The sequence below is a fragment of the Nocardia sp. CS682 genome, assembly GCF_004634405.1.
GTDB classification, from domain to species: domain Bacteria; phylum Actinomycetota; class Actinomycetes; order Mycobacteriales; family Mycobacteriaceae; genus Nocardia; species Nocardia ninae.
The window spans coordinates 663,234-690,093 of sequence record NZ_CP029710.1 but is presented as its reverse complement, the minus strand read 5'-3'; the positions used below and the strand labels follow the sequence as shown (position 1 = coordinate 690,093).

The 26,860-nt window shown below is 67.3% G+C and carries 20 protein-coding genes; 11 read left to right on the top strand and 9 right to left on the bottom strand.

The genetic code is table 11. The features are described from left to right. Positions 1–49: 49 nt before the first annotated feature. Positions 50–2,272 (bottom strand): catalase/peroxidase HPI, encoded by a 2,223-nt coding sequence (gene katG / locus DMB37_RS02925; protein ID WP_135231332.1) that lies wholly within the window; start codon positions 2,270–2,272, stop codon positions 50–52. Positions 2,273–2,307: 35 nt separating this feature from the next. Continuing rightward, positions 2,308–2,718 (bottom strand): Fur family transcriptional regulator, encoded by a 411-nt coding sequence (locus DMB37_RS02920; protein WP_305036234.1) that lies wholly within the window; start codon positions 2,716–2,718, stop codon positions 2,308–2,310. A 161-nt stretch (positions 2,719–2,879) separates the two neighbouring features. On the opposite strand from DMB37_RS02920, the gene DMB37_RS02915 reads away from it, so the two are divergent. The 5 genes from DMB37_RS02915 to DMB37_RS40380 all read left to right on the top strand — a co-directional run bounded on the left by DMB37_RS02915 (position 2,880) and on the right by DMB37_RS40380 (position 6,302). Next, positions 2,880–3,128: a CsbD family protein gene (locus DMB37_RS02915; RefSeq protein WP_135231330.1), complete on the top strand. Its 249-nt coding sequence runs from the start codon at positions 2,880–2,882 to the stop codon at positions 3,126–3,128. Positions 3,129–3,265: 137 nt separating this feature from the next. After that, a complete protein-coding gene (locus tag DMB37_RS02910) occupies positions 3,266–4,366 on the top strand; it encodes a glutamate--cysteine ligase (protein WP_135231329.1) in 1,101 nt (366 codons plus the stop codon). A 167-nt stretch (positions 4,367–4,533) separates the two neighbouring features. Then, positions 4,534–4,680 carry a hypothetical protein gene (locus DMB37_RS40385; protein WP_167768710.1) on the top strand — a complete coding sequence of 49 codons (147 nt, stop codon included), beginning with the start codon at positions 4,534–4,536 and terminating at the stop codon, positions 4,678–4,680. Positions 4,681–4,705: 25 nt separating this feature from the next. Continuing rightward, on the top strand, positions 4,706–6,085 hold the full coding sequence (locus tag DMB37_RS02905; protein ID WP_135231328.1) for an acyl-CoA dehydrogenase family protein: 1,380 nt from the start codon (positions 4,706–4,708) through the stop codon (positions 6,083–6,085). 79 nt (positions 6,086–6,164) lie between these two features. Then, on the top strand, positions 6,165–6,302 hold the full coding sequence (locus tag DMB37_RS40380) for a hypothetical protein (RefSeq protein ID WP_167768709.1): 138 nt from the start codon (positions 6,165–6,167) through the stop codon (positions 6,300–6,302). Between the two features lie 5 nt (positions 6,303–6,307). Here DMB37_RS40380 and DMB37_RS02900 read toward each other — a convergent pair whose 3' ends face one another. Further along, positions 6,308–6,769, bottom strand: a complete 462-nt coding sequence (locus DMB37_RS02900) for a VOC family protein (protein WP_135231327.1) — start codon at positions 6,767–6,769, stop codon at positions 6,308–6,310. A 123-nt stretch (positions 6,770–6,892) separates the two neighbouring features. Between DMB37_RS02900 and DMB37_RS02895 the strand changes: the two genes are divergently transcribed. Continuing rightward, entirely contained in the window at positions 6,893–7,885 is a 993-nt protein-coding gene (locus DMB37_RS02895; RefSeq protein ID WP_206055166.1) for a YafY family protein, read from the top strand. Between the two features lie 49 nt (positions 7,886–7,934). Here DMB37_RS02895 and DMB37_RS02890 read toward each other — a convergent pair whose 3' ends face one another. From DMB37_RS02890 to DMB37_RS02880, 3 genes are all read right to left on the bottom strand, one after another. Further along, positions 7,935–9,020: a TIGR03857 family LLM class F420-dependent oxidoreductase gene (locus DMB37_RS02890; RefSeq protein ID WP_135237305.1), complete on the bottom strand. Its 1,086-nt coding sequence runs from the start codon at positions 9,018–9,020 to the stop codon at positions 7,935–7,937. A 55-nt stretch (positions 9,021–9,075) separates the two neighbouring features. Beyond that, positions 9,076–10,209: a phosphotransferase family protein gene (locus tag DMB37_RS02885; RefSeq protein ID WP_167768708.1), complete on the bottom strand. Its 1,134-nt coding sequence runs from the start codon at positions 10,207–10,209 to the stop codon at positions 9,076–9,078. Between the two features lie 156 nt (positions 10,210–10,365). Then, positions 10,366–10,548, bottom strand: coding sequence for a hypothetical protein (locus DMB37_RS02880; protein ID WP_135231325.1), 183 nt, complete (start codon positions 10,546–10,548; stop codon positions 10,366–10,368). Between the two features lie 186 nt (positions 10,549–10,734). Between DMB37_RS02880 and DMB37_RS41865 the strand changes: the two genes are divergently transcribed. Continuing rightward, positions 10,735–11,712 carry a cutinase family protein gene (locus DMB37_RS41865; RefSeq protein WP_370465312.1) on the top strand — a complete coding sequence of 326 codons (978 nt, stop codon included), beginning with the start codon at positions 10,735–10,737 and terminating at the stop codon, positions 11,710–11,712. Continuing rightward, positions 11,706–12,695, top strand: coding sequence for a hypothetical protein (locus tag DMB37_RS41860; RefSeq protein ID WP_370465311.1), 990 nt, complete (start codon positions 11,706–11,708; stop codon positions 12,693–12,695). Before DMB37_RS41865 ends, DMB37_RS41860 begins: the two co-directional genes overlap by 7 nt. Positions 12,696–12,739: 44 nt before the next feature. On the opposite strand, the gene DMB37_RS02870 is transcribed toward DMB37_RS41860, so the two are convergent. The 3 genes from DMB37_RS02870 to DMB37_RS02860 form a co-directional block, all read right to left on the bottom strand. Continuing rightward, complete coding sequence (locus DMB37_RS02870; RefSeq protein ID WP_135231324.1) at positions 12,740–14,005, bottom strand: DUF6545 domain-containing protein; 1,266 nt, start codon at positions 14,003–14,005, stop codon at positions 12,740–12,742. A 3-nt stretch (positions 14,006–14,008) separates the two neighbouring features. Further along, positions 14,009–14,548, bottom strand: coding sequence for a hypothetical protein (locus DMB37_RS02865; protein ID WP_135231323.1), 540 nt, complete (start codon positions 14,546–14,548; stop codon positions 14,009–14,011). A 704-nt stretch (positions 14,549–15,252) separates the two neighbouring features. Continuing rightward, positions 15,253–15,837 carry a hypothetical protein gene (locus tag DMB37_RS02860; RefSeq protein ID WP_107656979.1) on the bottom strand — a complete coding sequence of 195 codons (585 nt, stop codon included), beginning with the start codon at positions 15,835–15,837 and terminating at the stop codon, positions 15,253–15,255. A gap of 770 nt (positions 15,838–16,607) precedes the next feature. On the opposite strand from DMB37_RS02860, the gene DMB37_RS02855 reads away from it, so the two are divergent. Genes DMB37_RS02855 through DMB37_RS40375 form a run of 3 tightly spaced genes read left to right on the top strand, consistent with a single transcriptional unit; the run spans position 16,608 to position 26,848 of the window. After that, a complete protein-coding gene (locus tag DMB37_RS02855; RefSeq protein ID WP_167768707.1) occupies positions 16,608–25,076 on the top strand; it encodes a type I polyketide synthase in 8,469 nt (2,822 codons plus the stop codon). Between the two features lie 22 nt (positions 25,077–25,098). Further along, positions 25,099–26,673 (top strand): NAD(P)/FAD-dependent oxidoreductase, encoded by a 1,575-nt coding sequence (locus DMB37_RS02850; RefSeq protein WP_135231321.1) that lies wholly within the window; start codon positions 25,099–25,101, stop codon positions 26,671–26,673. 34 nt (positions 26,674–26,707) lie between these two features. Then, a complete protein-coding gene (locus DMB37_RS40375) occupies positions 26,708–26,848 on the top strand; it encodes a hypothetical protein (RefSeq protein ID WP_167768706.1) in 141 nt (46 codons plus the stop codon). Positions 26,849–26,860 lie beyond the last annotated feature (12 nt).

Here is a 26,860-nt window from a genome sequence, read left to right as displayed (position 1 = left end):
TAAATCCAGGCCGGCCCCTGGAAGGGGCCGGCCTGGATAGGTCGATAGATCAGGCGAGATCGAAGCGATCGTTGTCGACCACCTTGACCCACGCGGCGACGAAGTCGTTCACGAACTTCGCCTCGGCGTCCTGCTGGGCGTACACCTCGGCGACCGCACGCAGCACCGAATGTGCCCCGAAGACAAGGTCATTGGCGGTGGCGGTCCACTTGGTCCGGCCGGAGGACCGGTCGACGCCCACGTAGACGTTCTCCGCCGAATCCGAGGCCTTCCACTCGGTGTTCTGGTCGAGCAGGTTGACGAAGAAGTCGGTCGTCAGCACGCCCGGCCGCTCGGTGAACACGCCGTGCTCGGTGCCGCCATAGTTGGCACCCAGCGCGCGCAGACCGCCGATCAGCACCGTCAGTTCCGGCGCGGTCACGTCGAGCATGTACGCGCGATCGAGCAGCAGACGCTCCAGCGGCGCCTTCTCGCCCGCCCGCACGTAGTTGCGGAAACCGTCGGCGCGCGGTTCGAGCACCGCGAACGACTCCACATCGGTGCTCTCCTGCGACGCATCCGTCCGGCCCGGCGCGAACGGCACCGTGACGTCGTGACCGGCGTCCTTGGCGGCCTTCTCGACCGCCGCGGAACCGGCGAGCACGATCAGGTCGGCCAGCGAGACCTTCTTGCCGCCGGTCGCCGAACCGTTGAAGTCCTGCTGGATCTGCTCGAGCACCGGCAGCACCTTGGCCAGCTCGGCGGGCTCGTTGACCTCCCAGTTCTTCTGCGGCTCCAGCCGAATCCGGGCACCGTTGGCGCCGCCGCGCTTGTCGGTGCTGCGGAAACTCGCCGCCGACGCCCACGCGGTCTTCACCAGCTGCGCGACCGAGAGCCCGGACTCGAGGACTTTGCTCTTGAGCGCCGCGATGTCCTGCTCATCGATCAGCTCGTGATCGACGTCGGGCACCGGGTCCTGCCAGATCTGCGGCTCGGGCACCCACGGTCCGAGGTAGCGGCTGACCGGTCCCATGTCGCGGTGCAGCAGTTTGTACCAGGCCTTGGCGAAGGCCTCGGCCAGCTCCTCGGGATGCTCCAGCCAGCGGCTGGTGATCTCCCGGTAGATCGGGTCCTCGCGCAGGGCCAGATCCGAGGTCAGCATGGTGGGCTTGCGGGCGGGTCCGTCGAACGGATCCGGGATGCTGGCCTCGGCGTCCTTCGCCGTCCACTGCCACGCACCGGCGGGGCTCTTGGTCAGCTCCCACTCGTGGCCGTAGAGGTTCTGCAGGAAGCCGTTGCTCCACCTGGTCGGGGTCGAGGTCCAGACGACCTCCAGCCCGCTGGTGATGGCGTCGCCTGCCTTGCCGCTGCCGTGGGCGCTCTTCCAGCCAAGGCCCTGCTGCTCGAGCGGGGCGGCTTCGGGCTCGGGGCCGACCAGGTCGGCGTTGCCCGCACCGTGCGTCTTGCCGAAGCTGTGCCCGCCGACGATCAGCGCGGCGGTCTCCTCGTCGTTCATTGCCATGCGGCCGAACGTCTCTCGGATGTCGCGCGCCGAGGCCACCGGATCCGGCTGGCCGTTGGGGCCCTCCGGGTTCACGTAGATCAGACCCATCTGCACGGCGCCGAGCGGGCCCGACAGCTCACGGTCGCCGCTGTAGCGCTCGTCGCCGAGCCAGGTGTCTTCCGGACCCCAGAACACCTCTTCGGGCTCCCAGACGTCGGCGCGGCCGAAGCCGAAGCCGAAGGTCTGGAACCCCATCGACTCCAGGGCCACGTTGCCGGCGAACACCAGCAGGTCGGCCCAGGAGATCTTGCTGCCGTACTTCTGCTTGACCGGCCAGAGCAGGCGGCGCGCCTTGTCCAGGTTCGCGTTGTCGGGCCAGCTGTTCAGCGGCGCGAAGCGCTGGGCGCCCTGCCCGCCGCCGCCGCGGCCGTCGGCGATGCGGTAGGTGCCCGCCGCGTGCCAGCTCATCCGGATGAACAGGCCGCCGTAGTGGCCGTAGTCGGCCGGCCACCAGTCCTGCGAATTGGTCATCACCGCGGCGACGTCGGCTTTCAGCGCGTCGACGTCGAGCTTCTTGAACTCTTCGGGGTAGTCGAAGTCCGCGCCCAGCGGGTTGGACTTGGATGAGTGGGCGTGCAGCACCGACACATCGATCTGCTCCGGCCACCAGTCGCTGTTGGTGTGCGGGCGGCCCTCCTTGACGGTCGGCGACGGGATCGCCGGATTCTCACTCTCGCTTGCGCTTCGGGTCTCAGAGTCCGGAGTGGGCGGGCGGCTTTCGGATGACACAGAATTCCTTCCTGATCGAGTTATCTGGGCTGTGGTCAGGGGTGGGCGGTCGGTGCCGCCGAGCAGTCGGGGCACAGACCCCAGTAGATGACCTCGGCCTCGTCGATCGAGAAGCCGTGGTCGTCGGACGCGGTCAAACACGGTGCCTCGCCGACGGCGCAGTCGACATCGGCGATGGCCCCGCAGTTCCGGCACACCACGTGGTGGTGGTTGTCGCCGACCCGCGTCTCGTACCGCGACACCGAGCGCGACGGTTGGATGCAGCGGAGCAGGCCTGCGGCGGTGAGCGTGTGCAACGAGTCGTACACCGCCTGGTGCGAAACCGTCGCCAGCCGGGACCGCACGGCACGGATGATCGAGTCCGTGTCGGCGTGTGGATGCTCGTGCACCGCGCTCAGCACCGCGACGCGGGGAGCTGTCACGCGCAGCGAGACTTCCCGCAACATCTGCTGGAACTCTGTGGCCGTCGTCACGTCGGAGAGTCTTGTCCCTTTTCTGGAATGAGTCAAGCATTTGTTTCGCGATCGAGGACAGGCGGATTGGGGCGGCCGATACCGGGTACGCGCCGAATGTCAGTCGTTCGTCGGATCGGTCGGAGGTTATTGCTGTGTCGGAGCAGGGAAGCGGACCCCGCGAGGGTGTCGAAGGTGTCGTCGAGGACGTGAAGGGCAAGGCCAAGGAGGCGGCCGGCGTCGTCACCGGAGACGAGAATCTGAAGGGCGAGGGCCAGGCGCAACAGGACAAGGCCGAGTCCGAACGCGAAGCCGCGGCCAAGGAAGCGGCCGCGGAGAAGGCGCGCGCCGAGGCCAAGGTCGACGAGGCGCGGCAAGCGAGCCACCAGCACGACGGTCAATAGCGGGTACGCGCACACAAGTGGCTGGTAGGCAGGCGAATCCGCCTGCCTACCAGCATTTTTCGGGTGCCCTCGGGTCGAGGCGGTAATGCTCGGCGGCGCACTGTTTGCCGGGTCGCTCGGCGGGCATCTTCCCGAGCATGGAAACTCCAGCGACGGTCGGTGTCGAAGAGGAATTCTTGTTGGCCGACCCGGACACCGGCGCCCCCGTCCCGAAGAACATCGAAGTGGCCCGCACCGCCGAGGACGTCGGGGTGGAGTTGCAGTTGGAACTGACCAGTTGTCAGGTCGAAACCAGCACGGGGGTGCACTCGGACACCGCAGCACTGCTGAAGGAGCTCGGCAAACTGCGGCGTGACGTCGCGGCATGCGCCGAACGCAACGGTGCCCGACTGCTCGCCGTCGCGGTTCCACCTACCGTGCCCGACCAGTACCCGATCACCGAAACACCCCGCTATCAGCGCATCGCGCGGGAATTCGGGATGATCGCCCGTGAGCAGGGCCTGTCCGGTTGCCACGTCCATGTGGCGGTTCCGGATCGGGAAGTCGCCGTGCAGGTCAGCAACCACCTGCGGCCCTGGTTGCCGGTCTATCTGGCAATGACTGCCAATTCGTCGATCTATCGCGGCTCGGAAACCGGGTATGCCAGCTGGCGCAGCATCCTGTGGCGGCGGTGGCCGAGCGCGGGTCCGCCGCCGTACTTCGACTCGCTCGACGACTACGAGAGCATGGTCGACATGATGCTGTCCAGCGGCAGCATCATGGATCGAAAGATGGTCTATTGGGACGTTCGACCGTCGGAATCCTTTCCGACCGTTGAAGTTCGGGTGAGCGACGTCCCCGCAACGGTCGCCGAAACCGCGCTGCTAGCAACCCTTGTCCGCGCCACCGTGCTGACCGCGCTGGCCGCGATCGAGCAGGGTCGCCCCGCTCCTGACGTGCCTGCGGAGGTACTGCGCGCCGCCTACTGGAACGCCGCGCGCTCCGGCCTCGACGGGGAGGGCCTCGACCCGCTGACCCGCCGCGTCGCACCCGTCCGCACATTGATCGCCGGGTTGGTCGACCACACCCGATCCGCCCTCGACGAACTCGGCGCCTATCCGTTCGTCGCCGACACACTCGGCGAGTTGTCGCAGCGCGGCAACGGCGCCCGCCGCCAGCTCCGCGCCCTGCGCACCCGCGGCGAAATCACCGATGTCACAGCCGAACTCGCGACCGCGACGTTGGAGGGCTGCCAATGAGGGTGGCACAGGGCGCACCGGCCCGCCGACCCAGAGTGTTTGGGCAGGGCGAGGCCGGTTACCACCCAGTAGAGGCGGATGCGTCCGGCTCATCCACGGATCGAATCAACCGACCCCGCGACCGCGATGCACCAGCGCATCCGATCGCCACGCAGACGGGAGAATTCATGACCCACCAGGACGTTATCGCGCAGCTGAAGCAGGACATCACCACGGCCGAGGACGCCGACGACAAGGCGACCGCCGATCGGCTCCGCGCCGAACTGGCGGAGGCCCAGCGCGCGGCCGGTGGGGGCCAGGAGAGTCGATCATGATGGTGTCGATAACCGAGGTCTAGTCATGGCTTTCGATCTGACCCCGACGGCGGCCCAGCACGATCTGGCCAAGCGGGCACACGAGTTCGCGCAGGACTGCATCAGGCCGGTCGCGCAGCATTACGACCAGGCTCAGGAGTTCCCGTGGCCGGTCCTCGAAGAGGCCGCCGAGCGGGGGTTCTACAGCCCGCTGTTCTATCGCGACCTCATCGGTGACCCGACCGGTTTGTCGCTGCCGATGTTCATGGAGGAACTGTTCTGGGGCTGCGCGGGCATCGGGTTGGCGATCGTGATGCCCGCGCTGGCCTTGTCGGCCATCGGCCAGGCCGCCACACCGGAGCAGATGTTGCAGTGGGCCCCTGAATGTTTCGGCACGCCAGGCGATTTGAAGCTCGCCGCGCTCGCCATCTCCGAACCGGAGGGCGGCAGCGATGTGCGCAACCTGCGCACCAGGGCGGTCCGTGACGGGGACGACTGGATCATCGACGGCCACAAGATGTGGATCGGCAACGGCGGCATCGCCGACGTGCACGTGGTGAACGCGGTGGTAGACCAGGAACTCGGCCATCGCGGGCAGGCACTCTTCGTAGTGCCGGGCGGCACACCGGGTTTGGAGCTGGTTCGCAAGCTGGACAAACTGGGTTGCCGCGCCTCGCACACGGCGGAATTGAAGTTCGACAACGTGCGCGTGCCCGCCGACAATTTGCTCGGCGGCCTCGACAAGCTCGAGCACGCACTGGCCAAGCGGCGCGAAGCGGCTCGCGACGGCGCCCGGTCCGGTTCGGTTACGCTGGGTACCTTCGAGCAGACCCGCCCGATGGTGGCCGCACAGGCGCTCGGAATCGCCAGGGCCGCTTTGGAATACATGACCACCTACGCGAACCGGCGCGAGGCGTTCGGCGCGCCGATCATCGACAATCAAGGCGTCTCGTTCCCCATCGCTGACCTGGCCACCCAGATCGATGCCGCGCGGTTGCTCACCTGGCGAGCGTCCTGGATGGCGGCCAACGGGGTGCCCTTCGAGCGCGGTGAAGGATCGATGGCGAAACTGGCGGCCAGCGAGGTCGCCGTCAAAGCCACCGAACGCGCCATCCAAACCATGGGCGGCTGGGGGTACATCACCGACCATCCGGTGGAGAAGTGGTACCGAGATGCCAAGCTGTACACCATCTTCGAGGGCACCAGCGAGATCCAGCGCATCGTTATCTCGCACGCGCTCGGCGCGGTCGACGGCAGGCCGCCACTGCACGTCGACCTCGAGCCCTCGGGCGGGCCGCTGAACAAGGTGTTCGGCCGCGGCACCGAGGTGCGCGGCCGAGCGGCGGCCTCGGCGCTGAACATGCGCGATCACGTCCCGGGGCCGATCCTGAAGGCCGCGCTCAAGATCCTGCGCCCGCCCCGCTGAATAGGTGAACACCGTTTGATATTCGCGGAACCGGGAATCGCGAAGTCACATCCCGCCCGACGACCGGAGGTCCTAGCTCATGGCAGTGTCGCGCACCCGCCCGAACGAACCCGCTCTCATCGACAATGTCCCCGGCGTGCTCTTGACGCTGCTGTTGCTGATCGTGCTCGGCGCCCTCGTCCTCAACTACACCCTTACCGCCGCGATCCCGTACTGAGGCGCTCAGTCCAGGCAGAATTCGTTCCCCTCGGGGTCGGTCATCACGATGTGGCCCGCCCCCAGCGGCGGCTCGGGGTCGTGGCGCTGAACTCGCTTCGCGCCCAGCGCGACCAGCCGATCGCTCGCGGCCTCCAGCGCCGCCATCCGCTCCTCGCCCTGCAACCCGGGTGCCGCGCGAACGTCGAGATGGACGCGGTTCTTGGCAACCTTGTCCTCCGGCACCTGCTGGAAAAACACGCGCGGGCCCTGCCCGTCCGGATCCTCGATGGCCGATCGCGTATTGCGCTGCTCCGGCGGCACCCCGATCCGTGCGAGGAACTCGTCCCACGCGGCCAGCGGGTCGGCGCCGCTCGGCAGCTCGACCCCGGGCGGGCCCGGATGGACGTAGCCGAGCGCGTCGCGCCAGAAGGTCGACAGTGCTCGCGGGTCGTGCGCGTCGAAGGTGATCTGGATCTGGCGGCTCATCGGGTTGCTCCGTTCGTGGGTCGGTTCTGGTTCCAGACGAAGGTGTCTGCCTCCACCCGACTATCCTGACACCCCTAGCGGACAGCATCGGTCCGCTATTGCGGACAGGCTGGGGGAGTGCGGATGGCAGGCGGTGACGAGCGGGGCACGACCGAGCGGGTGCTGACCCTGCTCGGCCTGCTGCAACAACGTCCGGTGTGGACCGGTCCCGAACTCGCCGAGCGGCTCGGCGTCACGCCGCGCACGGTCCGGCGCGATGTCGAACGGCTGCGTGCGCTCGGCTATCCGGTGCACGCCAGCCACGGTGTCGGCGGCGGTTACCAACTCGGTCCGGGACAGGACCTGCCGCCACTGCTGCTCGACGACGAAGAAGCCATCGCCACCGCGGTCTCGCTGCTCGTCGGTGCGGGCGGCGCGGTCACCGGCGCGGGCGATGCCGCACTGCGGGCGCTGACCAAGCTCGATCGGGTGCTGCCCGCCCGGCTACGACACGAGGTACGTGCGCTGGCCGGCGCGGTGGAGTCGTTCGACATCGGTTATCCGCGAGTCGATTCCGAGGCGCTGATGGTGCTGGCCCGAGCCTGCCGCGACGAGGTCGAGGCGGGCTTCGACTATCCGTCCGGAGACCGGACGCGACGGCGACGAGTCGAGCCCTATCGGCTGGTCGCCTCGGACCGGCGCTGGTATCTGCTCGCCTACGACCTCGACCGGGACGACTGGCGCACCTTCCGCGTCGACCGGATCACCGACGTAGCCGCCCGCACCTGGCGTTTTCGGCCGCGCGCCATGCCGGATGCGGCGAGCTACGTGCAGGAAGGCGTGGCAAGCCGGGCGTACCCACACCAGGCCCGCTTTCTGGTGCATGCCGCAGCCGACACCGTGCGCGCGCAAGTTCCGGCGGCGGCGGCCGTGGTCCACCCCCGCGACGACGGATACTGCGAGCTGATCAGCGGGGCCGCCAGCCTCGACGTCGTGCTCATGCACGTGCTCCTGCTCGGTCACGACTTCGAGGTACTCGACCCGCCGGAGCTGGCCGCACGCTGCCACACTTTCGCGCAGCGATTGCACGCGGCCGGTGCGGCATCGGCGCCGTTGCCGGACCCGGCGCAGTCTTGAGCCGGGGATCAGCGGCTCAGCGCAGACCGATCGATGCCGATCGGGCTCGTCACAACAGCTTGCCCGGATTCGCGGCCACTGCCCGGCGCAGCGTGGGTCGATCGGCTCGGTAAGCCGCCACCACCGACGCCAGCTCGTGCGGACTTGCCCCGTGCATGATCACCGAGTGACAGCCGAGATCGAACTCCCGCGCGATCTTGCGCACACACTGCTCCGGCGTCCCGTACGCGGCCGAGTCGAGCCATTCGTCGGGGATGAGGGCGTCGAGTTGCTCGAGTACCTCGACGGAGGCGGACGCATCGATGGGTCCCGCGGCTGCGGCGTCCAGGTAGAGCTGTGTGGTGCGGATCCGCTCCCAGACCCGGGGATCCCAGCCGTTGGCGGAGATGAGCACGTCGGCGTAGGCCTGTAGGTAGGTGGCCAGCCGGCCCGTCCGCCGCCGCAGCTGGTCCTCTTCGGAGAGCGCGTCGCTCGCCGTCGCCAAGCAGGACCAGATCCGCACGCTGTCCGGGTCCTTGCCTGCCCGTTCGGCGCCGCGGCGCACCGCCGCAACGGATTTCGCGGTGGCCTCGTCGGAGAAGAAGGTGTGCAGGACGACGAAGTCGCCGATCTCGCCCGCGAGCTCGAGGGTCTTCGGGCCGACCGCGACGAAGCCGATCGGGGGCGCGTCGGCGAGTCCGTTCTGGTGGTACAGGACCGGCCACGAACCGGCGGGACCTCGGTGATCGATGATGGTCTCGCCGGCCCAGAGGCGGCGCAGAATTCCGACGAAGTCGCGCAGTTGTGCGCCGGTGACCGCGGGCAGGCCGATCGCCTTCCAGTTCGCCGCCATGCCGCGGCCGAAGGCCATGGCGTATCGCCCCTCGCTGATGGCCTGCATCGTCGAACCGATGGTCGCGGTGACCATCGGGTGCCGGGTGTGATGATTCGTGGCCGCCGCCGCGATGCCCAGGGTGGTCGTGCACCCGGCGACGCCACCGGACAGCACCGCGGAGTCCTTGACGGTCATCCGTTCACCGATCATGCACGCGCCGAGACCGATCTCCTCTGCCGTGCGTGCCTCCGGAAAGAGCACCCGAGCGTCGGCGGGGTGGCGGGTAATGCAGTAGTAGGCCAGTTCGTTCAGTTGCTCGATCACGAGAATGCTGCTCCCACAAGAATTTCGGCACGATGGATGGCGACGGCGTCGATCAGGCGCCGACTTCGGCGAGCAGCTGTTCGACGAGCGAGCGGTGATGGAACAACGTCTCGATGTTGTCCGGGCGCGCTATCTCGCCGAAGTGGACCTGCCGTCCGCCCGAGCGCATGAAGACGACGCAGTAGTTGAGGGCGGCGTACAGCGTGTACCAGGTGAGGTCGCCGACCTGCACGCCCGAGTACTCGCGGTAGGTCGCGAGCACTTCCTCCGTGCGCAGAAAGTCCGGCATTCCGGGCAAGCCGAAGGTGTTGGCGATCGTCTGAAAAACGCGATGCGCGAACACCAGCCAGGCCAGGTCCAGCTCGCGGGGGCCGATCGTCGACAGTTCCCAGTCGAGCACCGCGACGGGCTCGAAGTCGCGGTACATGCAGTTGCCGATCCGGGCGTCGCCCCAGGAGAGGACGGCCTCGGCGGCCGCGGTCTCGGGCAGATTCGCGGTGAGCCACACCAGGATCCGCTCCGCCAGCGGCGACCGCCCGGAGTCGCGGGCCGCGAACTCGTACCAACTCCTGGCGCGATTCAGGGTTCGTTCGAGCGGGCTCGCGCCGGGGTGGCGCGGGTCGAGAAAGGCGAAGGCGCTCGGCGCATCCGGGATGGCGTGCAATGCGGCGAGCGTCTGGATCGTGCGACGCTGGAGCCGCTGCTGCTGCTCGGGGGTTGCGTCGAAAAGCCAGTTGTCGCCGAAGGTGTAGGGCATGACGTCCGGCGGCACCACCCCGTCGACGCGGTCCATCAGCAGGAAGGGCGTGCCGAGCACCTCGCCGGTCGGTTCGATGAACCGCACGCGCGGAACAGGGACGTCGCTGGCTTCGGCCACGATGCGCATGACGTCGAATTGATCCTGCATGGCGTAGTGCTCGAGGACGGGGAAGTCGCCGGGGGCGGGCACCATTCGAGCGATCAGGTCGGTGACCTGTGCGACGCCGGCCTCGGTCCAGCTCAGCTGGAGCACCAGCGTCTCCGCCGACATGCCGTTGCTGTCGATGCCGGACCGCAAGGCGACCTTCGGATCGGCGGGCACCGGCAGCCGGCCGGCGAGCCACTCGGTGAGACGCGGGATCAGCGTGCTCGTCTCGCGGCTGCTGCGTTGCAGCCGCATGCCCGGCTCGGCCGGTGGTGTTGACATTGGTCGCCCCTGACAAGATCGCGAACTGTTGAGGCCAACCTTCGGCCTGCCCGATCGCGAGTGTCAACAAGCGTTCTCGATGAATGGGACCTGGTGCAGGCGGGCCGCGATCGACTCGACCGGACCCGGCCTGCACTCAGTGCGTCGGCATGAGCGCTATCGGCGACGGCGCCAGTTCCACGAACGCGCCCCGGTACCGACGCCGGCTAGGTGCAGTGCGACGAGCAGCAGTCCGAGGGTGGTGAGGGTGCCTGCGGTGATTTCGTCACCGAGGCTGGCATCGGTCAGATCGAACAGCAAAGCGAGCCCGAACGCGACAGCGGCGGCAATGGCCATCATGGTGAACCTCCTGTAGTGCCACGGAATTACCCGCTGTTCGTCCGCGCAACCATTGCCGTTGCGGAATTCTCGAAGAACTTCTTAACGACATTAAGAACGACACTGCGGACAATTCATGATTCGAGAATTTGATTTAACGTGGTCGGCGGATCGCCCAGCCGAAGAGACCGTGTGCAGGAGTCAGTGATGCGTTCGCCCAAGCGCTATGTGGTCACCACGCTGGTGACCGTCGGCGTTGCCGTTGGTTCGTCCGGTGTCACCGCGGTGGCACACGCCGAACCAACTACGTGCGCAGCAACATTCAACCTGTTCATCCCCGGCACCTGGGAGACCGACGAGGATGCCGACCCGGCGCGGCCCATCGGCATGCTCGCGCCGATCGCGGAGGCCATCCAGCGCCAGCAGGGGCCGAGGTCCGAGATCTACTTCACGCCATACATGGCTCGCGCTTTCGACAACGGCTACACCTACGCCGACAGCAAGAACACCGCGCTGGAGAATGCCACCGCGGCGCTGCGGGATTACGGAACCCGCTGCCCGACAGCACGATTCACCATCAACGGGTACAGTCAGGGTGCCGACGCCGCGGGCGATCTGGCCGCCGCCATCGGCAACGATCGCGGTCCGGTGCCCGCCGATCGCGTCCTGGCCGTCGGCCTGCTCGCCGACCCTGGTGCGGGCACACCGGGCGAGATCGTCGTCGGGCCGGGAACAGCGGGCACGGGCATCGCCGACCCGCGGCCGCAAGGCATGGGCAAACTTTCCGGCCGGGTCACTTCGATCTGCGATCCGAAAGACCTGTACTGCTCGATCCAGAAGAGCGCCAATCCACTGCTCGGCGCGTTGGGCTCGATCCTGAGCAAGGCACTCAGCGGTGGTGCGCCGCCACCGGACGCGAATTTCCCGATCGGCGCCGCGCTGACCTCGGACTTCTCCAAGGCGGACCTGCCAGGACTGGCGAGCGCCGTGGCCGGGCTGACCGCAGGCCTCGCTGCCCCCTCGGGGGTCGATCTGGCCCAGGTCCGCGGCAGTGCGGAAAAGTTGCTGGACACCCTCAACCCCCTTGTGGACCTGATCGATTCCGGCGCGGCCAACCCCGCTGCCACGGCCCAGCTGGTCGCCGCGCCGACCGGTACCGCCGAGCGCGACGCGGGGAGGTGCTGACTCAGCTCGACCAGTCAGACCTGTCGGGCGCCGTCGCGGCCATGACCACGATCGCCGACACCGCGACCGAACTACTGGACAACGGCGTCGGCACGCTCCGGCCGAATTCCCCCAAGGCCCGCTCGCTGCGTGCCGCGGCCAAGTCGGTCCGGCGTGAGGTCGCGCCGCTGGCCGCCACCTCGCCCGAAACCCTCGGCGCCGCAACAAGAGTCCTCTCGCTGCTCAAACCCACGGTGCTGGTCGATCAGGCGCTCGACGTCGCCGCCGACGTCACCACGTTCGACTTCCCCCGGATTCTCGACAACCTCATGCTGCTGCCGCAGAAGATCGTCGCGATGGACGCCGAGGGCGCCAACGAGGTCGCCGCCGAGCTGAACGACCAGCTGCAGCCCGTGCTGAAACTCGTTGGGACCGTTGACCTGAAGTGGATCTCGCAGGTGCTGTCGGTGATCCCGGACGCGCAGGGCTTCACCGAGGTCGCGGCGCAGGTCACCTCGATCCTGTCCAACTTCGACATCACCCGGCTGGTGCAGATCATCGGCCGGATCCAGGACGTCGCATGGTCGGTGCTGCAGAAGCTCGTGCCGCCGCCGGGGCAGGCACCCGACCTGGCCGGCGCGGGCGTCGCCCTGTCCGGCCTGCTACCGATCGGCGCCGACTTGGCCGCGGCCACAGTCGATCTGCTGACCGGCAAGGCGCAACAGACCCCGCCGGTGGTGCTGGGCAGGCGGGCCGACACTCCGGCCAAATCCATCGCCGAGCCGGGTCCTGACCTCGACGACCTGACCGGCCCGCTCACCCGGATCACGACCTTTCACGACATCAACCTGGTCAACCTCATCGTCGACGGCCTCAGCGCCGCGAACTTTGTCGCGTCCGGCGCGCACGTCAACTACGGATCCCTGGTTGTCGACGGCGCCGGTCGTAACGCCGTTCAGTGGCTCGGTGACTGGATGAACCAGCGGATCGGCCACGTCAAATGACACCCGAAAGTGGCTGCCGGACTGCGGGTTACCCGCTGCGCCGGCTATCCGACGACCTGACCCGGCTGTCTGCTCTCGAACGCGCCCGGCGCGAATCGCTGTGCGCCGACCGATGTTCGGCGCTCCGCGCTGCGATCGGTCGCGTGCAACAGGGACTTCGCGGGCTGCCAGAAGCGCAGCAGGGTCTGTTCGTCGGGGACGTCGGCCCCACGGGCGGTCGGTTCGCCCGCCGGTTCGCCGCTGTTGTCGCTCAGCCGTTGAGCCGCCAGCACCAGCTCGGCGACCATCCGAATGTTCTCCTGGTCGTCCTCGATGACGCTGGTCTCGATCAGCTCGTCGACCGCGGTCGGCAGCGGCAGCACGTAGCGGGCGACGATCTCTGCCGCGTCGTGGATCTCCATCCGCCGGCGGTGCAGTCGCTCCTGGGGCGAAACGTTCCAGTTGTCGGCCCATTTCAGCTGGAAGACGACCTGCGGCGCGGCGGCGGTCAGGTCCCGCCAGAGCGGATACACCCGGCGCGCGGCGCGCGATTCCCGGTCCAGGCGCAGCAGTTGCACGACGGCCTGCACCGAGGACGGCAGGAACACCATGATCAGCGCGCTGAAGAAGAACAGCCCCGGCTCGCCCGTGGCGAATCCCTCGGCCACCATGTTGTACGCGTTGTCGGTGAACGCGCTGCCCGCTCCGGCGGCGTCCAACGCCACCGAGACCGCGATGAGGCAGGCGGGCAGCGAGCTGGCGATACCGAAGATGACCAGGGCGGCCACCGTGAGCCGTTCCCGCAGCGTGGTCGTCCGCCACATTGTGCCCCTGGTTTTCAGCACGTAGTAGTAGGTCGAAACAATAACGGGCAGAGCGGAATACAGCCCGATGTAAACGCCGTAGCGCCAACCGCCGTACTCGGCGATGGACGACATCCCGTTGGCCCGGGCCGGCGCGCTCAGCAGCAGGAAGGCCAGGCCGATCGCGACCGACGTGCCGATCACGACCTTGAACTGGATCCGGTATCGCACCGGCCCGTTCTCGTGCAGCAGTGCCATGCCGAGTCCGCAGGCCCACGCCGTGACGGTCAGCCAATGCCAGGTGTCGAACACGGTGGGCAGGCCGCCGGGGACGAGCCGGGAGATCGGGCGCGCGAACAGCGGCTCACGCAGGATGGCCGCTGCCGCGTCGAAGCCCAACAGGATGTTGATCATGCGGCCGAACACCGAGGTGTGCAGGGTCAGTGAGAGCCGGATCAGGGCGATGACCACGATGAACAACGTCGCTGAGACGGTGACTCCCGCGGGTAGGTGGTCGTGCGGCCACATGCGTCACAACTCCTTCAACATCGGGTCGCGACGTGGTCCGACGGTCCTGGCACGGAAGCCGATCAGGGTCGCCAACAGTTCGGCTTCGTACTCTTCGATGGAGGCGTAACTCGATACTCCGCGCGCCGCGCGGACCGTGGTGAGGTCGATGTCGTGATTCAGCGCCACCCCGCTCGTCAGTGTCGACCATTCCACCGCGGAGATCGACGTGTCCTGTCCGTGGTCGAGCAACATATGGCTGACCTCATGCAAAGTTACGTGCAGTTCTACCGCCGGGTCGGCGGATTGCCGAAGAAAGATCACGTCGTAGTCCTTGCACGCCAACCACAGTCCGCACAAGCCGACCGGCGCGGTCGTCGGCAGGAGTAACCGCACGATCCGCCGCCCGCGCATGCGCTCGACGCACGCGATGAACTCCTCGATGGTCCAGTCCGCAGGCAGTTCGAGCCGGTCGACCACCGCTTGCAGGCGGGCGCGGGTGGAGATCTTTCCTCTAGGTTTCCAGGTGAGGGCGGCGACTTTGCGCCGGATCAGTTTCAACATCGCACCTGCCTCCTCGTCCGAGTGAGGCGGCGCGCGTCGGTGATGTCCGGCTCGTCGGCATAACCGCTGGTCCGAGCTGCTACGCCCGCGTCGAGGCCGGTGGAATCGAGAGCATATCCAATCACGACTTCCTCCCCCGAGCACCTGTGGAGATCTGATCTTGCTCACCGCGCGAACAGCGGCATCGTTGCCGCCGGCGCGGTGTCGTTCGCCGAAGTCATCCAGTTCAACGGTTCGTTGAGGCCATCGGTTCAACGGGGGCACGACGTTATCCATTGTTCCGAATTGTCTTCAGGGGCCGGCATGTCGACACGCGTCGACTCGTCGTCATCGGCTTGCCGGGCTCGCCTATACCCTACCTGGCGCTGCGGTCCTGGGTAGGGGGTGTTTTTGGGACACGAATCGCGAACTATGCGTGTGACCTGCATGGATACCGGCGGACGGCCGTGCAAGATCGAACATAGGGGGAGGCGGGAATTTTGTTCCCCGCGGCTGCGCTCGCCCGCGCGCAGCAGTTTCGGCGACGGCACCAACGCCCGGATGATCACAAGGGCGAACAGTACCCGTTCGCATGTCGAAAGATCCTGCTGTCGAACATGTTTCGGCGGACCCCGTGCCACATCGATGGCAGCGGAGCCTGGCCAGGGCTTATCCGACGCATAGGCGCCGCGGTACGTGCGTCCGCGGCCGGCTTCTTCGCAGGTTTACGTCTCCGGGGTGTCGTCTCGCTCGGATTCGTGCCCCGGATGTCCGGGGTCGGCGGTATTTTGCAGCGCCTGAAGCAGCCGATCGATCGCGGTCTTCGGGAAGACCAGCTGATACCCCTCGGTGTGGCTGCGTGCGCGCTTCAATTCGATGCCGAGCCGGTCGAGCTCGGTGACGAGATCGACGACCGACCGATGTTTGCGGGCCAGATTCTGCAGTGCGCTGACGCCGCTCTCGACGTCGTCGTCCACCGCTGGTGCGGCGGGCGGCTCGTCGGCGGGCGGCACGAGCGTGCCGCCGTGATACAGCGCCGCGGTCGCACTCCCGGCCGGCAAACCCAGGGCTTCGAGTGCTCGGTTGTACTTCGCCTCCGTGGTGGCGCTTATCGTGTCGACCTGCCCGCTTTCGATCCGGGACTGAACATTCCGCGTAGGACCTCCCAGGTCATGGATGAGCTGGTGTGTTACCAGGTCATCAGGAAGATTTCGCTGCCGGAACGCTTTCAGCTGCCGTCCGAACCGCTGTCCAGCCGACTCGACTTTATTACGCTTCACGGTCTCGCTGGCGCCCAATTCGTCGCCCATGGGAAGCATCGTACCACTTGTTTGCGCAGAGCTGGTCATCATGCACACCTGCCGCCGCGCGGGTCGGTCTCGGTGCGCCGCAAGAGTAAGACCGTGCCCTTACGGCACGACTGGGCACCGAATACCGTCCACGGCGATGCGCATCGGCGGCTATGCGACGCACACGGATGCACACGGATGTATTGACATGAGTGGTTGTGGTCGTTAAATTCTGTCCATGAGTGCGGATCTGGGCACTTGACGTGAGGTGGGCACCGATCATGTGGACGTTCAGCGCGACGAGAACTACTCCCGATGACCTGATGCCTGCCTGCGCCGACCAGTCCAACCGCCTCATCGACCACGACGCGTCGCATGCTCGGCGTCTCATCAGCTCGAGCCGACCATCGCACGATTGTGGATCGCGTGCTCACTTTGTTGTATTGAGTTCGGCCAACGATGTCGGTGCCGCTGCTTGCCGCAGCCGACGGGATATGGCCGGCACGGGGTTCGGCAACGGCCGGGAATGCGAAACCGCCCGGTCGGCGACCGAAAGCCATTCGAATGGCGACCATCTCGTTGCAACAGTCATGTTCTTCGAGGGGGGAACATGACCGATGGTGATCAATCAAGCCTGTCCGATATCGCCTCGCACACGGGATCGATGCCGCCGTCGCGCGCATCGCCACCGCCCAGCGGGTGGTCGATATAAATCCTGATCGGCTCGCGGGCAACAAATGGCGTTGCCCGCGATGTCGATAGTTGTGTGGTTACAAAACGAAGGTAATGCGATGGAATCTGTGCACAGCTCCTCGATCGAGGCCGAGTCGACCGCGCACGAGGGCATAGCCGTCGTGGGAATCGGTTGCCGGTTTCCAGGACAAATTTCCGATGTGAGCGACTTCTGGCAACTGCTGCTCGACGAGCGGGATGCGGTCCGAGAGGTCCCGGAGGACCGGTGGTCCGGCGCTGCCTTCTACGACCGCGATGCGGCAAGGCCCGGTCATCTGCGCACGCGATCGGGTGGATACCTCGACGACGTCAGTTCGTTCGACGCCCAATTCTTCGGCATCACACCGCACGAGGCCGCGCGGATAGACCCGCAGCAGCGCCTCTTCCTCGAGACGACCTGGGAAGCACTGCAGGACGCGGGCATCGTCCCGGAGAACCTGGCGGGCACCAAGACCGCTGTCTACGCGGGCGTCTCGGGCCACGACTACGGCATCATCCAGCTCAACCCGGAGAACCGTTACCTCATCGGTGGCCACACGATGACCGGTGTCACGAACTGCATCGTGGCCAACCGCGTCTCCTACCTGCTCGACCTGCGCGGACCCAGCATGACGGTGGACACCGCGTGCTCGTCCTCGCTCATCGCAATCCACCTGGCCTGCCGCAGCATTCGCACCGGTGAGGCGACGATGGCCATCGTCGGCGGCGTCAGCACGCTGCTCATCCCCGAGGCGACCATCGGCTTCAGCCAGGGCACCTTCCTCTCGCCGGAGGGCCGGTCCAAGTCGTTCAGCGAGAACGCCGACGGCTACGTGCGCAGTGAGGGCTCGGGCACGATCGTGCTGAAGCCGCTGTCCGCGGCTATCGCCGACGGCGACCGGATCTACTCGGTGATCCGCGGCAGCGCGACGAACCAGGACGGCCGCACCAACGGCATCTCCGTGCCGAGCGAAGAAGCGCAGGCGCAGATGATCGAGGACGCCTGCCGCGACGCAGGCGTCGCGCCCGCCGACATCAGCTATGTCGAGGCGCACGGCACCGGCACCTCCGTCGGCGACCCGATCGAGGCCCGCGCGCTCGGCAAGGCCCTGGCGCCCGGGCGTAATGGCAACGGCCCCTGCATCGTCGGCGCGGTGAAGTCGAACCTCGGCCACCTCGAGTCCGCGGCCGGTATCGCAGGCGTCATCAAGGCGTGTCTGGTGCTGTCCAACGGTGAGATTCCCGCGAACCTGCATGCGGAGGTGCCGAACACCTCGATCCCGTTCGAGGAATTGGGTCTGCAACTGGCTCAGTCCCGGCAGGCGTGGCCGAACGGGCGTCCGCGCCTGGCCGGTGTGAACTCCTTCGGGTTCGGTGGATCGAATGCCCACGTGATCCTGGAAGGCCCGCCGGAAGGCGTGGCGAAGGAGAACACGGACGCGGCAAACGCCAACGCGGACACGATGACCGAGCGTTCGGCGACCGAAACGGCCGAGCCGGTGCTGTTCGCGCTCAGCGCGAAGACCAAGGACGCGCTGCGCGCCTACGCCGACAGCTACGCCGACTTCCTGGCCGAGCCCACCACGAAGCTGTCCGCCATCGCGGCCACCCAGGCGAAGACGCGGGCGCACTACGACCACCGGCTCGCCATGGTGTGTTCGTCCACCGACGAGCTACGCGACGCGCTGCGTGAGGTAGCGCGCGGCGCGGCGCCGGAGGTGCTGCGCACCGGCGTGAAGGCGCCGACCACCTCGAACATCGCTTTCGTGTTCTCCGGCCAGGGCCCGCAGTGGTGGGGCATGGCGCGCGAGCTGCTCGCCACCGACGCGGTGTTCCGCCAGACCGTCGAACGGGTCGATGCCGAGCTGAGCAAGCACGCCGACTGGAGCGTCATCGAGGAGCTCGGTCGTGACGAGGCCGACAGCCGCATCGGCGAAACCTTCATCGCCCAGCCCGCCGTGTTCGCGGTGCAGCTCGGTTTGGCCGCCGTGTGGCAGAGCTGGGGCATCGTCCCCGCGGCCGTGGTCGGGCACAGCATCGGTGAAGTCGCCGCCGCCTGTGTGTCCGGGGCGTTGTCGTTCGAGGACGCGGTGCGAGTCATCTTCCACCGGAGCCGGGTACAGCAGCAGGCCTCCGGCAAGGGCAAGATGCTCGCGGTCGGCCTGACGCACAGCGAGGTGGAGGAGCGGGTCGCCGGCTATCGCGGGCGGGTCGCCATCGCGGCGCTCAACGGCCCGCAGTCGGTGGCGCTGGCCGGTGATCCGGACGCGCTCGAGGAGATCGAACGCGAGCTGAGCGCCGAGAAGATCTTCTGCCGCATGCTCCAGGTCAGCGTCGCCTTCCACAGCCATCACATGGATCCGCTGCAGGACGAGCTGATCTCGTCGCTAACCGGTCTCACCTCCGGCCCGGCGACCATCCCGATGTACTCCACGGTCTCCGCGGACATCGTGCCGACCGGTGGACTCGATGCCGAGTACTGGTGGCACAACGTGCGCGAGCCCGTGCGGTTCGCGCCGACCATCGATCGCCTGATCGAGGACGAGCACCTGGCATTCGTGGAGCTGGGCCCGCACCCGATTCACGCGACCGCCATCTCGGAGCTGCTCGCGCAGCGCAACGCCGAGGGCATCGCCGTCGCCTCGCTGCATCGCAAGCAGAGCGATCGCGTCACCCTGCTGTCCTCGCTGGCCTCGTTGTATGCCGCCGGGTTCGACCCGGCGTGGGGCGCCCTGTTCGACGGGGCCGGCGAGCGGGTCCCGGTGCCGTTCTACCCGTGGCAGCGCGAAACCTATTGGGTGGAAACGCCTTCGGCCCGCGAGCGGCGCTTCCCGTCGCTGGCCCATCCGCTGGTCGGTGAGCAGGGCCGGGTCGCGGACGAGCCGGACAAGCACGTGTGGGAACTGGTGCTGGACCCGGCTGTGTACCCCTGGCTCGACGACCACCGGGTGCAGGGCCCCATCGTCTTCCCCGGCGCCGCCTATCTGGACATGGTCCTCGGGTGTGCGGAAGACGCCTTCGGCCCCGGCCTGTACTCGCTCGAGGACGTCGAGTTCCGCCGCGCGCTGTTCGTCTTCGACGACCGCCCGGCCCCCGTCGTCCAGGTCGTGCTGACCCAGTCGATGCACTACTCGGTGTACAGCCGTCAGGACGGTGACAAGGACTGGACCCTGCATTCGGTCGGCACGCTGCGCCGCGGCGCGCCCGCCACCGAACTGCCGGTGCCGTTCGCCGAGCTCGAGGCGGAGTGCCCGCTCGAGATCGAACCCGCGAAGGTCTTCGCCAAGCTGCGCAACAACGGCCTGATGCTCGGCCCGACGTTCAAAGCGATCACCAAACTCGGGTACGCCGAGCTCAAGTCGCTCGGCCGGATCGACACCCCGGCGGCCCTCGAAGACGAGGCGCCCCGGCACGCGATCCATCCGGCGGTGCTCGACTCGTGCTTCCAGTCGCTGTCCATCTCGATGGGCAACGACCCGAACAACGAGGACAAGACGCTCTACCTGCCGGTCGAGGTGAAGCGGCTCAGCTTCTACGCCAAGGCCACCGGCCGGGTCTACTGCTACGGGCGTGCGCAGGTCAGCGACGACATTGCGTACTGCCACGGTGATCTGTGGATCGTCAACGAAGACGGAACGCTCGTAGCGGAACTCGAAGGCTTCCGCGGTAAGTCGATCACCACGACCACCGAGGACAGCGACGCGCTGCTGCAGTGGCTCTACGAGTTCCGCTGGCATCAGGCGCCGGTGCGCACCAAGACTCGCCTGCCCGCCGCGCTGCCCTCGGTCGAGGCGCTCGACACCGCCGTCGAGCCGCTGGTCGACGAGCTGCGGTACTGGTCGGTCAACCGCGAGTACCACGCGGGGACCGAAGCGGTGATGGACCGGCTCTGCATCGGGTACGTGACCGAGGCCTTCTACGAGCTCGGCATGGACCTCACCGCGGGCCGGCGCTTCACCCTCACCGAGCTCGCGGCCGAGATGGGCGTGCACGACAAGCACCACCGCTACCTCGCGCGCCTGCTGGAACTGCTGTCCCAGCACGGGATCACCGAAAAAGACGGTGACGCATGGCAACTGCTGATCGTGCCCGAGCGGTTCGACACCGCTGCCGAGCTCGCCCGGCTGAAGGACGAGCATTCCGAGTGCGAGCCCGAATTGGCCGTGCTCGGCCGCTGTGGCACGGACGTGGCGGCGGTGCTGCGCGATGACGTGAATCCGATCGAGTTGATCTTCCCCGAGGACGAGTTCCAGTCGGTCGCCGACCTGTACGGTCCGTCGTTCTCGTTCGGCAAGGCCAATCGCATCGTCAGCCAGGTCGTCGCCGGGTGCGTGGCCGCGCTGCCGAGCGACCGGCCGATCCGGGTGCTCGAGATCGGCGCAGGCACGGGCGGCACCACCCCGTACGTCCTTTCCGAGCTGCCGCCGGAGCGTGCGGAGTACGTGTACTCCGACATCACGCAGCTGTTCCTGGGTAAAGCGCGGCATCGGTTCAGCGAGTACGACTTCATCGACTACCGGGTCCTCGACATCGAACACGACATCGAGGGCCAGGGTTTCGACCCGCACTACTACGACATCGTGGTGGCCTCGAATGTCGTGCACGCCACCGCCAGCCTGACCGCCACCCTGGAGAACGTGCAGCGCCTGCTGACCTCGCAGGGTCTGCTGCTGGTCGTCGAGGCGACGGTGCCGCCGCACTGGGTCGACCTGACCTTCGGCATGACCGAGGGCTGGTGGAAGTTCAGCGACCACGACGTACGGCCCGACTACCCGCTGATGCGGGAGGCGAAGTGGCGGGAGTTCCTGCCCAGCATCGGCTTCGAGGGCGTGCAGATCTTCTCCGATATGGCGACACCGGAGGAGACCGGCAACGCGGTGATCCTGGCGCGCACCCAGAGCATCGACCTCGAGCCGCACCAGCCGCGCATCGATCAGGCGCCCTGGGTCGTGCTCGCGGACGCGGACGGTGTCGGCGAACGCTACACCGCGCTGCTCGGCGAGGCAGGTTCGTCCGGCGTGATCGTCACCCGCGGTGCCGAATTCGAGCAGGTCGACGCCCGCAGCTTCCGGGCACGCCCCACCAGCAGCGCGGATCTACAGCGCGTGCTGGAGCAGGTGCGAGCCGACGCGGGCGACGTGGCCGGCGTGCTGCACCTGTGGAACCTGGATTTCGCGGGGACAGAGCTGACCACCGAACTGCTGTCCGCGGTGGAGAGCGACGGCGCCTACAGCGTGATCGCGGCGGCCCAGGCCGTCGAGGAGCTGGACTGGGTGCAGGCCCCGCGGTTGTGGGTGGCCACCTCGGGCGCGCACGTGCTGGATCGAGCGGAACGTGTTGCGCTGAGCCAGGTGCCGAGCTGGGGCATCCTGCGGGTGACGTTGAGCGAGCACAGCAGTCTGCGTGCGAAGATCTTCGACTTCGATCCGGCCGCGTCCGCCGAGCAGCGGGCCACGCAGCTCTTCGATGAACTGCTGCACGTGGACGCGGCGGACGAGGAGATCGCCTTCCGCGGCGAGACCCGGTTCGTCGACCGCCTCGAGCATGTCTCGCTCGCCGAGTTCGAGGCCTCGGTCGCGACCCCGGCGAAGGTGTCGGACGAGACCCCGTTCGCGCTGGCGGTGCCCGCTGAGCCGGGGGTCGAGCAGCTGCGCTACGAAAGGCAGGAGCTGCCTGCGCTTTCCAGCGGCGAGATCGCCATCCGGCCACTGGCCACCGGCCTGAACTTCCGCGACATCATGCTGACGCTCGGCCTGCTCTCTGCGGGTGCGACCTACGGCGGGTTCTACGACAACAACCTGGGCGTGGAGTGCGCCGGCATCGTCACCGAGGTCGGACCCGACGTGACCGGACTGGCGGTGGGCGATCGCGTGGTCGCCTTCGCCCGCGGCTGCTTCGGCAACCTGGTGGTCGCCGATGCCCGGCGGGTATACCCGGCACCGGCGAGCCTGTCGGATGTCGAGGCCGCGACGCTGCCGATGGCGTATCTCACCGCGTGGTATGCGCTGGTGGAGGTGGGCAGGCTGCGCGCGAGCGACCGGGTGCTGGTGCACGCGGCCGCCGGCGGCGTCGGCCTGGCCGCGGTGCACATCGCGCAGTCGTTCGGCGCGACGGTCGTCGCCACCGCGGGCAGCGAGGAGAAGCGGGACTACCTGCGCTCCTTGGGCATCGAGGATGTCTTCGACTCTCGGTCGCTCGACTTCGCCCAGGAGATCCGGCAGCGCTACGACGGCGTCGACATCGTGCTCAATTCGCTGCAGGGCGAGACGATTCCGAAGAGCCTCGAGCTGCTCCGCCCCCGCGGCCGCTTCCTCGAGATCGGCAAAAAGGACATCTACGACAACTACAAGCTGGGTCTGAAGCCGTTCGGCAACAACCTGAGCTACTCGGCGATCGACATCGACCGGCTGCTCGGCGAGGACCCGGCGCTGTGCCGCGAGGCGATGACCAAGGTCATCGAGGCGGTCAACGCAGGCACCCTGCCCGCGTTGCCGCACACCGATTTCGACGCGACCGAGGTGGCCGCCGCCTTCCGGTACATGGTCACCGCCAAGCAGATCGGCAAGATCGTCGTCGAGTACCAGCCCGACACCGAACTGCTGGTGCACCCGACGTCCAACGGCGCGGAGACCTTCGACGCCGACGGCACGTACCTGATCACCGGTGGCTACAGCGGTTTCGGTCTGCGCACCGCCGAGTGGCTGGTCGAGAAGGGCGTCCGCACCGTAGTGCTGGTCGGCCGCCGCGGCCAGATCGACGAGGAGAACGCGGCACCGATCGAGGCGATGCGGGCCCAGGGCGTCAACGTGGTGCTCGAACGGGCCGACGTGTCCATCGAGGCCGAGGTCGAGGGTCTGCTCGAGCGGATCGCACCGCTGCCGCCGCTGCGTGGGATCTACCACGCCGCAATGGTTCTCGCCGACGGACCGCTGGCGGGCATGACCGAGGAGCAGTTCCTGCGCACCGTGCAACCCAAGGTCGACGGCGCGTGGCATCTGCACAATCACACCCGCGACCTCGAGCTCGACGCGTTCGTCATGTACTCGTCGATGAGCTGGAACGTCGGCACCCCCGGCCAGGCGAACTACGCGGCGGCCAACGGGTTCCTGGAAGCCCTTGCCACGCACCGTCGTGAGCTCGGACTGCCTGCCCTGACCATCAACTGGGGCGCCCTCGCCGAGGTCGGGTTCGTCGCACGCAACAAGCTCGACACGCTGGCCCGGCTCGGCTGGACGCCGATCCTGCCGGACCACGCACTCGAGTTCGTCGGCCGGTGCCTGGCCCAAGGCGTCACCAGCACCAGCGTTTTCGGGGTCAACTGGGCGAAGATGAACCAGGTCATGCCGATCATCCGGAGCTCGCCGCGGCTGGCCCATCTGGCCATCGCCGACACCGTCGGCACCGCGAGCACCGGCGGCACCGAGGGCCTGCGCGCCGAACTGCTCGAACTGGATGAGGACGCACGCCAGCCCCGGCTGGTGGAGGCCTTGTCGCAGCAGATCTCGCGGATCTTCGACATGCCGATCGACCGTCTCGCGCACGACGTCGCGCTGACCGACCTCGGGATGGACTCGCTGATGGCGGGTCAGATCCGCAACGCGCTGGCCAAGCACCTCGATATCGACTTCCCGACCATGGGCCTGATGCGCGGACCGACGCTCATCGAGCTGTCGAACGAGGTCCTCGCGCAGGTCTTCGGTGAGGCGACCGGTGTGCTGCCTGCCGTGGCGGAAAACGCAGGCCCGCAACGCTGGATCCACACGGTGAAGGGCCGGTCCAGCACCGCCTCGCTGCGGGTGTTCGCTCTGCCGTTCGTCGGTGGTGGCGCCTCGGTCTTCACGCCGTGGCCGAACTTCCTGCCGGACACCGTCGAGGTGGTGGGTATCCAGTACCCGGGCCGCGAGGATCGGGTCAACGAGGTCCCGATCGACGCCATGCCCGAGTTCATCGAGGAACTGGCCGACGCCATGTTGCCGCACCTGGATCGCACCTTCGCGATCTACGGGCACAGCATGGGCAGCCTGCTGGCCTACGAGCTCACCAAGTATCTCGAGCAGAACTACGCCGAGGTCCCGCTGAAGCTGATCATCGGCGGCTGGCCCTCACCCGCCCTGGTGGAAAGCTACGTGCGGAACCTGAAGCACATCCGCGACGGCTTCGACATGGATCGGGAATCCGACAGCCGGGTGCTGCAAGTGTTGCGCGACAACGAGCTGCTCACCATTCCGGTCGAGGACGAGGCCTCGGTGAAGCCGATGATGCCCGCGGTGCGGGCGGACCTGAAGATGCTGGGCGACTACCGCTTCGAACACGGTGTCGCGTTGCGGGCGCCGATCACGGTGCTGCGCGGTGCCGAGGACCACCTGTTCGAGGCCGACCAGCTGCAGGGCTGGGAGAAGTTGACCAGCGGCCGGTTCGAACTGAAGACCGTGCCCGGCGGCCACCTGTTCATCCAGAACCCGAGTGCCCAGGTGATGCGGACGATCGCCGACGAACTGTCCGCCGACGACGCCTTCCCGTCCTTCACCAGCCTTTTCGAAGAGCGCTGACCAGCTCGAACGGAGTAGAACCATGAAACCGATCGAACGTTACGACGTGGTGGTATGCGGCGGCGGCCTGGCGGGATTGACCCTGTCGCGCCAGCTGAAGCGGACCATGCCCGACCTGACGGTGCTGGTCCTGGAACGGACCACGGGAGACATCCCGGACGGCGCCTACAAAGTCGGTGAGGCGACCGTCGAAGGCGGCGCGCACTACTTCACCGAAAAGCTCGGCCTCACCGGGTATTTCAACAAGCAGCACCTGCACAAGCTCGGGCTGCGCCTGTTCTTCGGCGATCAGCACGGCCCCTTCGAGAACCGGCCCGAGATCGGGGCGCGACGGTTCCCGCGGGTGCCGTCCTATCAGGTCGACCGCGGCATCTTCGAGCGGGATCTGCGCCGCGGCGCCAAGGATCTCGGCATAGATCTGATCGAGCAGGCCAAGGTGACCGAGATCGACCTGGCCGAGGGCGAGGACGATCACGTGGTCACCTATGAGGTGGCCGGCGAGGGGGAGCGTTCGGTGCGCACGCGCTTCGTCGCCGACGCCTCGGGTCGCGGAAAGCTGTTGCAGCGCAAGCTCGGCCTGAGTGCGCCGAGTCCGCACAAGATCAACGCGGCTTGGTGGCGCCTGCGCGGCGAATACGACGTCGAGGTGATGGCGGACGCGAAGAACCCGAGCTGGTATCCGAAAACCCAAGAGCGCCGGTGGTTCTCCACCAATCACCTGATGGGCACCGGGTACTGGGTGTGGATGATCCCGCTGGCCTCCGGCAACACCAGCATCGGCATCGTGACCGACGAGCGCATCCATCCGTTCAAGACGTACTCGACGGAGACGAAAGCGAAGCAGTGGATCGCCGAGCACGAGCCGGCGCTGGCGAAGTTCACCGAGAACGCCGAGCTGCTCGACTTCCTGGTGCTGCGCAACGCGAGTTACGCCTCGACGCAGGTCTTTTCGCACAATCGCTGGGCCTGCGTCGGTGAGGCGGCGGTCTTCCTGGACGCGTTCTACAGTCCGGGCTCGGATTACATCGCCTACACCAACACCATCACGACGCGGATGATCGAACTCGACCGCAAGCGTGCGCTGACCCCCGACGTCGCGCAGACCTACAACCGCTTGCTGCTCGAGGATCTGTGGCCGAACTACCTGCAGATGTACAACGACAACTACCAGATCTTCGGGCACGCTCCCGCGATGTTCACCAAGGTCATGTGGGATACGTCGTTCTACTGGGCGCTGCCCTCGCAGATGTTGTTCCGTGACTTGCTCACCAGCACCGACGCGGCGGCGGAGTTCCACCCCATCGCCCAGCGGTTCCTCGGCATCCAGACCCGCATGCAGGCGAATCTGCGTGCGTTCGCCGCACAGGCGCCGCAGCCGGACAAGTACCTGTTCGTCGAGTACAGCAAGGTACCCATCTGCGCCCAGCTGCACCTGGATCTGCTCACCGACAAGACGCCCGAACAGACCTTCCGCGATATGCGCGGCAATGTCGACCGGTTGGAAGCGTGGGCGGACTCGTTCGAGCAGGAGATCGCCGCGAAGGTGGATCTGCCTGCGCGGCCGGCCGAGCCGGCCCTGCAGGCATCCGTCCAGTAACGCGTTCGTCCGACAACACCGCGGAGGCGGGAATTTGACGCAATTCGAGGGCCGGGTCGCGATTGTCACCGGTGGCAGTCGCGATATCGGTAAGGCGCTGGGCCCGGCGAACTACTTTGCCGCTATGGCGGCAAGCGGTTCGCCGAGCGTGTCGAAACCATGGGAGGGCGCGTAGCGTGCGAGTTGC